This is a genomic window from Sphingosinithalassobacter sp. CS137, assembly GCF_014334115.1.
Taxonomy (GTDB): domain Bacteria; phylum Pseudomonadota; class Alphaproteobacteria; order Sphingomonadales; family Sphingomonadaceae; genus Sphingomonas.
The window spans coordinates 1,596,087-1,608,716 of the sequence record NZ_CP060494.1 but is presented as its reverse complement, the minus strand read 5'-3'; the positions used below and the strand labels follow the sequence as shown (position 1 = coordinate 1,608,716).

Below are 12,630 nucleotides of genomic sequence, written 5' to 3'. Positions count from 1 at the left end.
TGGATGGCCGCGGACGATTTGGCGTTGGAGCGGAACGAGATCGACAGCCGGGAAAATGCCGAAGCGCGCCGCGGCACCGATTGGTGGGCCGAGGTGAAGGGCATCTTCTGGCTCGTGCTCGCGGTGCTCGGCTTCCACAGCCTGATCGCCAAGCCCTTCTACATTCCGTCCGAATCCATGATGCCGGGGCTGCTCGTCGGCGATCGGTTGATCGTGACCAAATATCCCTATGGTTTCTCGTTCATCACGCCGACCTTTCATTTGCTTCCGTTTATCCCCGGGCGGCTGTTCGGCAGCCTGCCCGAGCGCGGCGACGTGGTGATCGCGACTCCGCCGGGGAAGGACACCGACTATATCAAGCGCGTGATCGGCCTGCCCGGCGACACGATCGAAGTGCGCGGCGGCACGGTGATCCTGAACGGCCGGGCAGTGCCGCGCACGGCGATGGGCGACCGCATGGTGCCGGTCGACGCGAACACCCGCTGCGAGCCGCGTCAATATCGCGGGCTGCTCGTCACCGGCGCGGACGGCCGCGATTATTGCCGGCTGCCGATCTTCCGCGAGACGCTGCCCAACGGGCGCAGCTACGACACGGTGGATATCGGCCTGAGCCCCGGCGATAACTACGGCCCGGTCCGCGTGCCCAAGGGCCATGTCTTTCTGATGGGCGACAATCGCGACAATTCGGCTGATAGCCGCTACGCGCTGGCCGACAGCGGTCTGGGCGGACCCGTGCCGTGGGAGAATGTCGGCGGCCGTGCCGAATTCATCACCTTTTCGCTCGACGGCACCGCGAGCTGGAACCCGCTGACCTGGTTCGAATCGTTCCGTGCCGGGCGCGCCGGCCAGACGCTCCACCCGGCGCGCGCGGAACCACCGCGCCAATGAGGGAAGACGACTCCGTTTCCGTCTATCAGGAGCCGGGGCCGAACGAGATGCGCGACCCGGTGATCCGGGCCGAGCTGAAGCGCGCATCGGTGTGGTTCGGCCTTGCAGTGGCGATCGGGCTGGTCGTCCTGCTGATCCATCCGCTGCTGATCATCTTCGGCGGTCTCGTCTTCGCTTCGATGCTCGACGGCGGCGTTCGGCTGCTCGGCCGAGTCGCGCCGCTCCCCCGGCCGGTCCGGCTCGCGCTCGTCGTGATGCTGGTGACGATCTTCATCGGCGGTACCTTCTATGCGATGGGCGTGCAGATCGTGGAGCAGGCGGAGCAGCTGCGCGCGACTCTGGAGGCCCAATCGAATCGCATCGCGCGGCTGGCGGTCGATCTCGGACTGATGGAGAGTCCCACCGATTTCTCCGGACTGGCGCAGCAGGTGCTCGGCTCGATCGGACGGCTTACCTCGGCGGTCGGTTCGCTGCTGGGCGCGGGCGCGACCTTGCTGATGATCATGATCATCGGACTGTTCGTGGCGATGGAGCCGCGCATCTATGATCGCGGGTTGCAATGGATGGTGCCGGTGGCCGAGCGCGACGAGTTCGCGATCACCATCACCGCGATGGCGACCAACATGCGCAGGCTGCTCGCCGGGCGGCTGGCGGGGATGCTGTTCGAGGGCGTGGTCACCTGGCTGTTGCTGTGGCTCGCCGGAGTGCCGATGGCGCTGCTGCTCGGCATCATCACCGGTATCCTGGCGTTCATTCCCAACATCGGCGCCTTCGTGAGCGGCGTACTGATGGTCTCGGTCGGCTTTTCGGCTGGCACCAGCGAAGGCCTTTGGGCGATCGCCATCTATTTCGGTGTGCAGACCTTCGACGGCTATGTCGTGATCCCGATGGTCGCCCGCCGCACGGTCGACCTGCCCCCGGCGCTGACTCTGTCCTCCCAGATCCTGTTCAGCACCTTGTTCGGCGTTCTCGGCCTCGCGCTCGCCGATCCGATGCTGGCGATGATCAAGGTGGCGCTGCAGCGCGAATCGCAGGTTTCCGCGAAATCGCGGCGGCGGCGCGGGCGACGACGCGGACGTCGCGGCGGCCGTATCGTGGCTTCGCCGGAGGAACCGCCGCCCGATGCCGCCGTTGGGTGATCGACCGGAGGGACTGCATCAATGATTCTGCACGATTACTATCGTTCCTCCGCCAGCTATCGCGTGCGGATCGCACTCAATCTGAAGGGAATCGTGCATGAGCGGCGTGCGATTTCGCTGCTCAACGGCGAGCAGCGCACGCCCGAGCATCTCGAGCGCAATCCGCAGGGGTTCGTGCCGGCGCTTGAGACGGATGACGGGCTGATACTCACCCAGTCGCTCGCGATCATCGAATGGCTCGACCTGCGTTATCCCGAGCCGCGCCTGATCCCCGCCGAGCCCGATGCCCGTGCGGCGGCGCTCGCCCGCGCGATGGTGATCGGTATGGACATCCATCCGCTCAACAATCTGCGCGTGCTGCGCTGGCTGACCCAGGAGCTCGAGATCGGTGAGCCGCGGCGCACCGAATGGATCCACCACTGGATCGGCGAGGGCTTTGCCGCGCTCGAGGCGATGGCGGGCGAGGGACCGTTCCTCGGCGGCGACCGGCCGGACATCGCCGACGTGTTCCTCACACCCCAGCTCTACAACGCACGTCGGTTCGAGGCGCCGCTCGACAGCTATCCCAAGCTGTTGCGCGCGGAAGCCGCCGCAGCCGAGCTGCCTGCCTTCGCCGACGCACATCCCGACGCCGTGAAGCCGGACTGATGAAGGGAACGCCACGCAAGGCCGCTGCGGCGACCGCCGCGCTGTTCGTTGCCACGCCTGCGCTCGCCCAGGAGGCTCAACCGGTCATCACCGTCACCGGCAAAGGGCTCGAGGCACCTCCCGGCGAGGCTGCCTACGCCGTCGCCGAAGTGGAGCGTGCGCGGCTGGCGAATACGGCTAGCGGCCGGCTGGAGGATGTGCTCGCGGATGTCGCCGGCGTCGCTCAGTTCCGCCGCGCCGATTCGCGCTCGGCGCACCCGACGGCGCAGGGAATCACGCTGCGCGGGCTGGGCGGCAATGCCTCCAGCCGCGCGCTGCTGCTGCTCGACGGCGTGCCCCAGGCCGATCCGTTCGGCGGCTGGGTGGCGTTTCCCGCCTATCTGCCCGAGCGGCTGGGCCGAGTCCGCGTCACGCGCGGCGGCGGCAGCGGCTATGCGGGGCCGGGCGCACTCGCCGGGACCGTCGAATTGTTCAGCGCCGGACCGGGCGAACTTGGCACGCTCGACCTGCGGGGCGCCTACGGCAGCCGCGACAGCATCGATCTGGTCGGCACCGGTGCCGCCGAACTGGGCCGCGGCTTCGTCACGCTCGCCGGGCAATATGCCCGCGGCGACGGCTTCGCGCCGATCGTCGCCGAGGATCGCGGGCCGGTCGACCGCACCGCGCCCTATGAACAGGCGAGCCTGGCGTTGCGCGGCGTCACCGACATCGGCGGCGACACCGAGCTTCAGGCGAACCTCTCCGGCTTCGTCGATCACCGCGACCGCGGCGTCGATTTCACCGATGTGAAGAGCGAGGGCGTCGACGCCAGCTTGCGCGTGGTCGGACGCGGCGCATGGGGCTGGTCGGCGCTCGCCTATGTCCAGACCCGCGTTCTCGAAAGCGGCTTCGCCAGCGTCAATGATGCGCGGACGGAGGCGAACCCGGCGCTCCAGCAATATAATGTGCCTTCCACCGGCCTCGGCGCCCGGCTCGAAGTCGCGCCGCCGGTCGGCGAAGCGCTGTCGCTGCGGCTCGGGGCCGATGCGCGGCGCGTCGAGGGCGAGACGCAGGAGCGCTATATCTTCACTGGCCTCGATCCGGCCCGGCGGCGCGAGGCGGGCGGCAACAGCCTCACTCTCGGCGCCTTCGCCGATGCGAGCTACGAGACAGGGCCGCTCACGCTCAACGCGGGCGGGCGGCTCGATCATTGGCGGATCGGGGAGGGGCGACTGATCGAACAGCCGCTCGCGGGCGGCGCCCCGCTCACCGACGCGCGCTTCGCACCGCGCGAGGGATGGGAAGCCACCGGGCGGCTGGGAGCGGCCTATGAAGTGCACGAAGGAGTCACGCTGCGCGCCGCGGCCTATCGGGGCTGGCGGCTGCCGACGCTCAACGAACTCTATCGCCCGTATCGGGTCGGTGCCGATGCGTTCGCCGCCAATGCCGATCTGGCGCCGGAGCGGCTGACCGGCGCCGAGGCGGGGGTCGACTGGGCGCCGGGCGAAGCGGTGCTGCTACGGCTCACCGGCTATTGGAGCCGGCTGGAAAATGCGGTTGCAAACGTAACGCTCGCCAGCGGGCCGGGCAGCTTTCCGGGAGTCGGCTTCGTGTCGGCGGCGGGCACCTACAGCCAGCGGCGCAATCTCGACGCCGTCCAATCGCAGGGCGTCGAGCTCGACGCACGCTGGCGGCCGGGCGACTGGCTGGTTTCCGCCTCCTATTCCTTCATCGATGCGCGCGTGGACGCCTCGGGCGCGGCGACGCCGCTCGACGGGCTGCGCCCGGCACAGACCGCGCGGCACCGCGCCTCGGCGACGGCGGGCTGGTGGCGGGATCGCGCGGGCGGCTCGCTCACGCTGCGCTACATCGGTCCCCAGTACGAGGATGATCGCAATCTCCAGCGGCTGGCCGAGGCCGTGACGCTCGATGCCGTCGCGGCGCTGCCGATCACGGATGCATTGTTGATCGAGGGACGCGCGGAGAATCTGTTCGACGAGCGGGTCGAGACCGGGATCAGCGACGTGCTGGAGCGTGCGACTCCGCGCACGCTGTGGATCGGCCTGCGCTATCGGCTGCGCTGAGCGACCAGTTCGTCGAACAGCGCCAGATAGGCTGTGACCGAATCCGGCCCGGTCTGCGCGAGCGGTTCGGGTCGCTGCCGTTCCGGCGCCAGCCAATGGTCGAGCGCCGCGACCAGCGCCTCGGCATCGCCGGGCGGCACGATGCTGCCGTGGCCGGGCGTCGGCACCAGTTCGGCGATGGCAACGCTCGAATCGGTCGTCACCACCGGCGTTCCGAGCGCGAGCGCCTCGCGCAGCACGCCCGGAACGCCTTCATAGTCGGACGTGAGCACCACTGCCTGCGCGCGGGCGATCGCCGGCAGCGGGTCGGCGGCATGGCCGGGCAGGTGCACGCGATCGCGCAGGCCGAGCGCAGCCACCTGCGCCTCGAGTGCCCGCCGCAGGCTGCCCTCGCCAAGCAGCAGCAGCGAGACGTCGTCCCGCTTCAGCCGCGGCAGCGCCTCGATCAGCCGATCCCAGCGCTTCTGTGGCTCCAGCCGCCCGGCGCCGAGCAGATAGCGGCCTGCCGGCAGCATCAGGGGCGCAGCCTCGGCGAGCGCCCGCGCGGGCGGATTGGCGATCACTGAGACGCGCGCGGGATCGACTCGCATCTCGCGCGCCGTTTCCGCGGCCATCGCAGGCGACATGGCGACGAACCGGTCGATGAAACGCGGGTGGAGGCGCAGCCAATGGGGATAGCCCCTCCGCTCGATTCCCCGCATTTCGGATCGCACCAGTGCATTGGAAACTTTCGCCACGATCGGTGGGCAGGCGCTGCCCATGCGCAGCCGCGTCCAGGCGGCGAAGCTGGTATAATGATTGCCGGGGCAGAACAGCAGGTCGGGACGCAGCCGATCGAGGAAGCGCGGCAGCGCATAGAGTGTGCGATAGCGCGAATCGCCGATTTCCTCGATGTGAATTCCGTCCGGCAATTCGGCCGCGAGCGGGCCTGTCGCGCGGCCGGCGATCAGCGTCACTTCGCGTCCAGCATCGATCCATCCGCGCGCGAGTCGCAGCATCGCGCGTTCCACTCCTCCGCCTTCCAGCGTCTGGGCGATCGTCGCGATACGTTCGGCTGTGCGGGGGGGCGAATCGGGCATGGGCTTGCGAAGTGCCTTTCTAGCGCCCAAATCCACTCTTCATGTAACCGTAATTCGCTGCAATGCAGCGCGGACGTGCACGGGCGCCTTGAAGGGGGTCGTCAAGGCGCTGGAATGGACCGACGAATACCTCCGACAACACGCGCGCCGCTTGGCGGATCGAGGAACGACTCAGGCATGGATGCCTCGTTGAATGTACCGTTGGCGGCGGGAACCGCGCTTCCGGAAACTCCCGACCTCGCGGGGCTCCAGCCCATCGAGCGCATCCGCCGCCGCTGGCCGCTGGTCCTTGGGGCGGCGCTGTCGCTCTTGATGGTTGCGGCGCTCGCATATGAGCTGCTCGGTTCGGGGCTTGCCGGCCTTTCGCGGACGATCCCGCGCAGCCCCTTCTTCTGGATTTCCTTCGCGCTTTTCTATCTTGGTCCGCCGACCTTCGATTTCGTGATCTTTCGCAAGCTGTGGCGGATTCCCGCTTCGGGGATGATCGCGCTCCACAAGAAGCGCATCTCAAACGAAGTGCTGATCGGCTATTCGGGCGAGGCCTATTTCTATGCCTGGGCCCGCCAGCGCACGAAGATGGTGGCCGCTCCGTTCGGCGCGGTGAAGGATGTCGCAATCCTCTCGGCGATGGCGGGCCATGCCGTCACGCTGGCGATCGTCGCCATTGCGCTGCCCTTCGGGCTGCAGTTGCTGACCCAGGGGGATCAGCGGATGCTGATCGGCTCGGTCGCGCTGCTCGTCGCGATGATCGTGCCGTTCGTGATCTTCTCCAAGCGCGTCTTCTCGCTTGCGCGGCCCACGCTCTGGTGGATCTTCGGCGTCCAGTGCGCGCGGATCGTCTCGGGCACGATCTTCCTGGCCTTCGCCTGGTATTTCGCGCTGCCCGACGTGTCGGTGCTGGTCTGGCTGTTCCTCGTCGCGGGGCGGCTGCTGGTGTCGCGCCTGCCGCTCGTGCCCAACAAGGACCTCCTTTTCGCCAATTTCGCGATCCTCCTCATCGGGCAGGGAGAGGCGGTGTCCGAGCTGCTCGCGTTCACCGCAGCGCTAACTCTGTTGGTGCATGTGGTGCTCATCGGCGGCTTCGGCCTTCAATCGTTGATGAGGAAGCAATGATCACGACCACCACGAAACTCGCTATGGCGGCGATCGCCGCGGCGATGCTGGTGCCCGCGCCCGCCTCGGCGCAGCGGATCCTGGGGAGCGACGCGGCGGCCTGCACCGGCGGCGGACCGGCGATCCGCGCCAATATCGCGGGCCTGCGCGACCGCACCGGCCGGCTGAAGCTCGAGCTTTATCCCGCCACCGAAGAGGATTTTCTGCGCGACGATCGCGACCTGATCCGCGATGGCCGCACCTTCCGCCGGGTCTGGGCCGATACGCCGGCTTCTGGCGACATCGCGATGTGCATCCGCGTGCCCGGCCCCGGCCGCTATGCGCTGCTTTTCACGCATGATCGCGATGGAAAGAACAAGTTCAATTTCTGGCGCGACGGTGCGGGCTTCGTGAGCGATCAGCGGCTCGGCCGCAGCCGGCCCAAGGTCGAGCAGGCGATCGTGAACGTCGGCAGCGGCGTTACCGTCGCAAACATCCGAGTTCAGTATCTGCGCGGCCTCGGCGGCTTTTCGCCGCTGGACGACTGAGGAGCGCCCGGTGCGGATCGTCGACGTCAACGAGTTCTACTCGCCCACCGGCGGCGGGGTTCGCACCTATCTCGATCGCAAGATGACGATCCTGGCCGAGATGGGCCACGAACTGATCGTCGTCGCGCCCGCGCGCGAGAATCGCATCGAGGAACGGCCTGGCGGCGGCGTGATCCACTGGATCAAGGCGCCGCCGCTGATCTTCGATCGCAACTATGGCATCTTCTACGATGCGGCGCCGATCACCGATCTGCTCGACCGGCTGAAGCCGGATGTCGTCGAGACCAGTTCGCCCTGGCGGCCGGCGTGGATCGTCGGCGACTGGAAGGGCGACGCAGTGAAGGTCTTCTTCACGCACAACGACAATATCGCCGCCTATCCCCAGCGCTGGCTCGAAGGAGTCGCCTCGCCGCGCCGGGTCGAGGAGATGTTCGGCTTCTATTCGCGCTACATGGGGCGCTTCCTGGCCAAGTTCGACGCGGTCGTCACCAACAGCGAGACGATGCGCGGCCGGTTCGAGCGGCGTGGTCTGCCGGTCGATCGCGCCGAGCCGCTGGGGATTGACCGCGGCTATTTCTCGCCCGCGCTGCGGGACGAGAAGCTGCGTGCGGCGCTGCTCGAGCAGTGCGGCCTGCCGCCGGAGGGGCATTTGTTGCTCGGGCTTGGCCGGCATCATCCGGAAAAGCGCTGGCCGATGGTGATCGATGCAGTCGAGGCGGCCGCCGCCACGCTTCCGATCGGGCTCGTGCTGATCGGCGACGGCGTGGACCGGCGCGCGATCGAGCGGCGCACTGCAGACAGCCCTCATGTGCGGCTGTTCGCGCCGGTGTACGACCGGCTCCGGCTGGCGCGGATCATGGCGAGCTGCGACGCGCTGATTCACGGCAACGAAACCGAGACGTTCGGGCTGGTCGGCTCCGAGGCGCTCGCATCCGGGCTCGCGCTGATCGTGCCCGATGAAGGCGGCTGTTCGGAGATCGCGGACCCGCTGTTCGCCGAAACCTACAGGGCCTGCGACGCGCGGTCCGCCGCGGAGGCGACCCGGCGACTGTTCACTCGCGAACCGGCGATCCTGCGTGCCGCGGCGCGCCACGCCGCCGGGCAGGTGCGCACCGACACCGATCACGCACGCGATCTGGTCGACTATTACGCCACGCTGGTCGACGCGAAGCGGCTCGGAGTCGCGCCGCCGCCTCAGCTGGCGGCGAGCGCTTCGTAACGGCCGGGCTTCCGCCCGCGCAGCAGCGTGGCGAGCGTCCGATCGATGCTCTCCAGAAGCCGCGGCACGCTCGTATCCCCCGGATGCACTGCAACCCGCACGATTGGCGCCCGCCGCATCGCCTGGCGCAGCACGGCGGCGGCGGCCAGCGAGCTGAGCTGGCGTGATCGGCTGCGGCTGGCCCAGGTAATGACCGGGCCCTTCGCGACCACTGCGCCGCTGGCCGGGCGCCAGACCCGCAGATGATCCTCGGCCAGCGCGAAGCCTGCTTCCGTCAGTGCGCTGCGCGTGCCCTCCGAATAGAGCCAGGCAGGCGCGATGAAGCCGGCCGCCGGCCTGCCGATCACCTCTTCGATCAGCGCCTTGCCGCGGCGCATGCGGCGCAGCGCCTCGCCCTGGTCAAGGCCCAGGAACTCGCCTTCGCCGGCGGTCAGGTGGCGTGCGCGCAGCGCATCGGCGGCATTCGCATGGCTGCTGTCGTCGAGATGCGACCAGCCGTGGACGAACATCTCCACACCCGCATCGGCCCAATTGCGCAGCCGCGCCTGAAATCCGCGATCGGCGGCGAGCGGCGCTCGGTTCCAATGATCCGGCACCACCAGCATCGCGAAGCGCGTGCCGCCGAGCCGCGCGGACAATCGATCGACGAGCGCATCGATCTGCGACTCGAAGCGCGGGCTCACATCGTGAATCGACGCGAGCAGCCGGCGTTCGGCGGTCATCGCGCCTCGCTCCGGGCAAAGACCGCAACCTGCTGGTCGCCCAGCGGCCGCACTGCGCGCAGCCGATAGCCGTCGTTCATCGCCGCGAGCGTGCGTGCGCGCTGTTCCGGCCGTTCGCCGCGATAGGCGTTGCGCACGACCACCATCGCCGGGCGCTCTGCCAGGATGCGTTCGAGCTCGGCCGATTGCGAGACGCCGATCGCACCCCGCTCGCGCGTGCGGCCCAGATGGCTTGGAAAGCGCCATGCGCTGCGCGCGCAACGCCCCGTTGCGACGTAGAGCATCGTATTGCCCGAATAGACGTGCAGGCATCCGGGGCCGCTGCCCACTGCATCGGCGAGAGCGGTGAATTCGGCAGGCGTGCCTCGTCCGGCGCGCTTGGCGATCAGCAGCGCCTGCCCGCCGAGGAACAGCAGCACGAGCAGCGGCAGCGCCACCTTCATCCCGCTGCGGTGGGCCGCGACGAATCCCGCGGCGCAGGCGCAGCCGGGAACGAGCAGCGGCAGCGCATAATGATTGAACCAGCTTCCGAAGGCGAGCAGCCCGAGAAGCGCCGCGAGCGCCCAGGCGAACAGCCACTGCTGCACCGGCCGTGCAGCCGGATCGCCGCCGCGACAGCGCCATGCGAGCACGCACATCGCGATCAGCGGCGATCCGATCAGCAGGATCTCGGCGAGGTTGCCCAGCAGCTCGATCGCCGGATCGCGATTGCGCAGCGCGATCGACGTGAAATTGGCGAAGACGAACGCCTCCGTATGGCCGATGAGCCAGTAATAGCCGAGCGCGGCGACGGTCGGCAGCAGCGCGACGGCGGCCCAGGCGGCGCCGCGCAGCATCGTGTAGAGCGCGGTGCGCGTGATGCGCCATTCGCGCCACAGCAGCCACAGGCCGAAGAAGAAGCCTTCGAACACGGCCGAATATTTGAGTTGGATGGCGATTCCGACGAGCAGCATCGCGAGCAGCCCGCGCCGGAACCGGCGCCGCGCGTCCTCCGGGCCACCCGGCGCGATCAGCGTGGCAGCGAGTACCATCGGGAGATTGTAGAAAACCGGCGCCTGGCCGCCTTGGCCTTCGAACAGGTTGAGCCACAGGAGATAGGCGACTCCCGCGAACAGAGCGCCGCGGCTCCATCCGGCCCGATCCGCCAGCCGCCCGATCAGCACTGACGTCGCCACCGCCGCGACGAGCGCCATCGCCTGATAGGCCCAGATGCCGAGCGGATAGCCGAACAACGCGGCGGGCAGATAGAGCAGGAACAGCCCGATCGGCTTGCGATCCCAGATCTCGACATAGGGCAGCGCGCCGTCGAGCATCGCGTGCGCAGTGACGAAGTAGAATTCCTCGTCGACGTGCAGGATCGGATTGCCGAAGGTGATCGCGCGCGCCGCCAGCGCGACCGTCAGCAGCACGGCCCAGCGCGGCGCCGCGCCCAGCCGGTCGAGAAGCGTCATGTCGCGCGTCGGGCCTTCGTCAGACCTGGTCCGGATAGATCGGCAGAATGTCGACGGGGATGTCGCGCATCGAAGCGATCACGCCTTCGGCATGCGCATCGAGGCGCGCCCAGCGATCGAAGAAGGCCCGCGTGCCTTCATAGTCGCCGGTCGCCTGCAGCATCAGCATGTCGTGCAGCAGGTCGCGCACCGCGCCCTGCATCGCCGCCATGTCGATCCGATAGCGGCCCGCCGCCGCATCCCAGGCGAAGGCGCCCTTGTCACTCAAATAGCCATATTGAAGCGCGGCGCCGCGGCCATGCGCTTCCTCGATCCCAAAGCGCATCGCGCGGAACATGCCGGTGAGATAGGTGGCGTAGAGCTGCTCGACTTCGGATGCGGGCAGTTCGCCCTTCTCCATCATCAGCAGGATGTTCCACACGCCCATCACATCGGCCTTGGCTTCCTCCAGCGCCGAATATTGGTCGCGCAGCATCTCGTTCACGGTGGTGGCGCGACCATCGACGGTGATCGTGCCCGGCCCCAGGCTGTGCGACAGCTCGTGAAACAGCGTCTCGAGTTCCATATATTTCTCGGCGACGAGGCCCGACTGCTCGGGGACGAGCACCAGCGGTGCCATTGGTCCAAGGATCCGGTCGTATTTGGCGGCGAGCACGTTCGCCAGGATCACCTTCTTCGCGCCCTTCGCCTCGCGCACGCGCTCGTCGTTGGGCAGGTTGAAGGCGATGGTCTGCACGCCGGGCACATTGTCGCCGCCGCCGCGCACCTGATCGGCGACGACGATCGGGCTTTCGAAGCCGCGCTGAAAATTCTTGTAGCGATCCTCGATGGGAAGGTTCGCCTCCATGTCGCGCAGATAGCCCTTGTACTTGTCGAGCGCGGCGCTTTCCTCGGGATCCTTCAGCGTCACGAAGCTCTCGAACGCCGTCTTCGTCCCCATCAGCCGATCGGTATAGACTTCATAGGGCCCGATCGCGACTTCGATCGGCGTGCCGGTGAGGTCCATCCAGGCGAGTTCGCTCTCGAAATAGTCATCGGTGCGGAAGGCCTGCGCGCGCAGGGTGAGAAAGCGCTTCAGGCTGGGATTGGTGGTGATCGCCGCGGCCCTTTCGAGCAGCTGTGCCGCAGGCTCCAGCCACTCGCGATACTCGACCGAATAGGGAATGGCGACCAGCCGGTCGCCGTCGCGGCGAACGACAGTGTAGGGGCTGGTCAGCGCCTCGCGCTGGTCGGGATGCGCGGTCAGATAGGCGTCGAATTCGGCACGCGTCAGATCGGGCGGATAAAAGCCCGCGCCTTCGGGCATCTCCGCGCCGCCCCAGAAGGGGTGCAACTCGTCCAGCTCGTCCCAGGGTCCGAAATAGCGGTCGAACAGCGCCAGCACCTGATCGCGATCGGCGCGGCGCGTGCGCGAGATGGCGAGCCGCGTCTCCGGATTGCGCGGGTCGCGCTGGCGCAGATAGATTTCGGACATCAGCTGCGAGGCGTCGATCAGCAGGTTCACCACCTGCCGCTCCTCGGCATTCAGGAAGGCGGTGTTCGGGTTCATTTCGATCCGCGCCAGCTTCGCGAGTCGCGCGTCGGCGTTGACCCCCGCGGGGATCGGGTCGGGCACTGCCACAGAATCGCGAAAGCCGACGCCGGGGCCGAGCGGATCCATCGGCGCGCGGCTTTGGGTGCAGGCGGCACTCGCCAGAAGCAGGGGGGAGAGCAGGAGCAGGCGCATCGCGGACCTCGTGAATGACGGGCTGGGCAACGCTCTAGCGCTGTGCTCCGCTGCT

General features: G+C 68.1%; 11 protein-coding genes. 7 read left to right on the top strand and 4 right to left on the bottom strand.

The window, feature by feature from the left end:
* Positions 1-3: 3 nt before the first annotated feature.
* From lepB to H7V21_RS07895, 4 genes are read left to right on the top strand one after another with little or no spacing between them, the layout of a single operon-like run.
* Positions 4-888, top strand: coding sequence for a signal peptidase I (gene lepB, locus H7V21_RS07910; protein WP_188052992.1), 885 nt, complete (start codon positions 4-6; stop codon positions 886-888).
* Positions 885-2,027, top strand: a complete 1,143-nt coding sequence (locus H7V21_RS07905) for an AI-2E family transporter (RefSeq protein WP_188052991.1) — start codon at positions 885-887, stop codon at positions 2,025-2,027. The genes lepB and H7V21_RS07905 overlap by 4 nt, the downstream gene beginning before the upstream one ends.
* Positions 2,028-2,048: 21 nt before the next feature.
* A complete protein-coding gene (gene maiA / locus H7V21_RS07900) occupies positions 2,049-2,675 on the top strand; it encodes a maleylacetoacetate isomerase (RefSeq protein WP_188052990.1) in 627 nt (208 codons plus the stop codon).
* Positions 2,675-4,738, top strand: coding sequence for a TonB-dependent receptor (locus tag H7V21_RS07895; RefSeq protein WP_188052989.1), 2,064 nt, complete (start codon positions 2,675-2,677; stop codon positions 4,736-4,738). Before maiA ends, H7V21_RS07895 begins: the two co-directional genes overlap by 1 nt.
* On the opposite strand, the gene H7V21_RS07890 is transcribed toward H7V21_RS07895, so the two are convergent.
* Entirely contained in the window at positions 4,723-5,817 is a 1,095-nt protein-coding gene (locus H7V21_RS07890; RefSeq protein WP_188052988.1) for a glycosyltransferase, read from the bottom strand. The two genes, H7V21_RS07895 and H7V21_RS07890, sit on opposite strands and share 16 nt — an antisense overlap.
* Before the next feature lie 177 nt (positions 5,818-5,994).
* On the opposite strand from H7V21_RS07890, the gene H7V21_RS07885 reads away from it, so the two are divergent.
* From H7V21_RS07885 to H7V21_RS07875, 3 genes are read left to right on the top strand one after another with little or no spacing between them, the layout of a single operon-like run.
* The gene (locus H7V21_RS07885; RefSeq protein ID WP_188052987.1) at positions 5,995-6,930 is read left to right on the top strand and encodes a hypothetical protein; all 936 of its coding nucleotides are present in this window, start codon (positions 5,995-5,997) and stop codon (positions 6,928-6,930) included.
* The gene (locus tag H7V21_RS07880) at positions 6,927-7,457 is read left to right on the top strand and encodes a DUF2141 domain-containing protein (RefSeq protein WP_188052986.1); all 531 of its coding nucleotides are present in this window, start codon (positions 6,927-6,929) and stop codon (positions 7,455-7,457) included. The genes H7V21_RS07885 and H7V21_RS07880 overlap by 4 nt, the downstream gene beginning before the upstream one ends.
* 10 nt (positions 7,458-7,467) lie before the next feature.
* On the top strand, positions 7,468-8,676 hold the full coding sequence (locus H7V21_RS07875; protein WP_188052985.1) for a glycosyltransferase: 1,209 nt from the start codon (positions 7,468-7,470) through the stop codon (positions 8,674-8,676).
* Here the strand turns inward: H7V21_RS07875 and H7V21_RS07870 are convergent.
* The 3 genes from H7V21_RS07870 to H7V21_RS07860 are packed head-to-tail and all read right to left on the bottom strand — an operon-like array spanning position 8,652 to position 12,575.
* Positions 8,652-9,398 (bottom strand): DUF2334 domain-containing protein, encoded by a 747-nt coding sequence (locus H7V21_RS07870; RefSeq protein ID WP_188052984.1) that lies wholly within the window; start codon positions 9,396-9,398, stop codon positions 8,652-8,654. The two genes, H7V21_RS07875 and H7V21_RS07870, sit on opposite strands and share 25 nt — an antisense overlap.
* A complete protein-coding gene (locus H7V21_RS07865; RefSeq protein WP_188052983.1) occupies positions 9,395-10,849 on the bottom strand; it encodes a hypothetical protein in 1,455 nt (484 codons plus the stop codon). The genes H7V21_RS07870 and H7V21_RS07865 overlap by 4 nt, the downstream gene beginning before the upstream one ends.
* A gap of 19 nt (positions 10,850-10,868) precedes the next feature.
* Complete coding sequence (locus H7V21_RS07860) at positions 10,869-12,575, bottom strand: dipeptidyl-peptidase 3 family protein (protein WP_188056260.1); 1,707 nt, start codon at positions 12,573-12,575, stop codon at positions 10,869-10,871.
* Positions 12,576-12,630 lie beyond the last annotated feature (55 nt).

Excerpts from the sequence above, each read along its gene's own strand:
- lepB (WP_188052992.1), top strand. The coding sequence starts at position 4 with ATGGCCGCGGACGATTTGGCGTTGGAGCGGAACGAGATCGACAGCCGG.
- H7V21_RS07905 (WP_188052991.1), top strand. The coding sequence starts at position 885 with ATGAGGGAAGACGACTCCGTTTCCGTCTATCAGGAGCCGGGGCCGAAC.
- maiA (WP_188052990.1), top strand. The coding sequence starts at position 2,049 with ATGATTCTGCACGATTACTATCGTTCCTCCGCCAGCTATCGCGTGCGG.
- H7V21_RS07895 (WP_188052989.1), top strand. The coding sequence starts at position 2,675 with ATGAAGGGAACGCCACGCAAGGCCGCTGCGGCGACCGCCGCGCTGTTC.
- H7V21_RS07890 (WP_188052988.1), bottom strand. The coding sequence starts at position 5,817 with ATGCCCGATTCGCCCCCCCGCACAGCCGAACGTATCGCGACGATCGCC.
- H7V21_RS07885 (WP_188052987.1), top strand. The coding sequence starts at position 5,995 with ATGGATGCCTCGTTGAATGTACCGTTGGCGGCGGGAACCGCGCTTCCG.
- H7V21_RS07880 (WP_188052986.1), top strand. The coding sequence starts at position 6,927 with ATGATCACGACCACCACGAAACTCGCTATGGCGGCGATCGCCGCGGCG.
- H7V21_RS07870 (WP_188052984.1), bottom strand. The coding sequence starts at position 9,398 with ATGACCGCCGAACGCCGGCTGCTCGCGTCGATTCACGATGTGAGCCCG.
- H7V21_RS07865 (WP_188052983.1), bottom strand. The coding sequence starts at position 10,849 with ATGACGCTTCTCGACCGGCTGGGCGCGGCGCCGCGCTGGGCCGTGCTG.
- H7V21_RS07860 (WP_188056260.1), bottom strand. The coding sequence starts at position 12,575 with ATGCGCCTGCTCCTGCTCTCCCCCCTGCTTCTGGCGAGTGCCGCCTGC.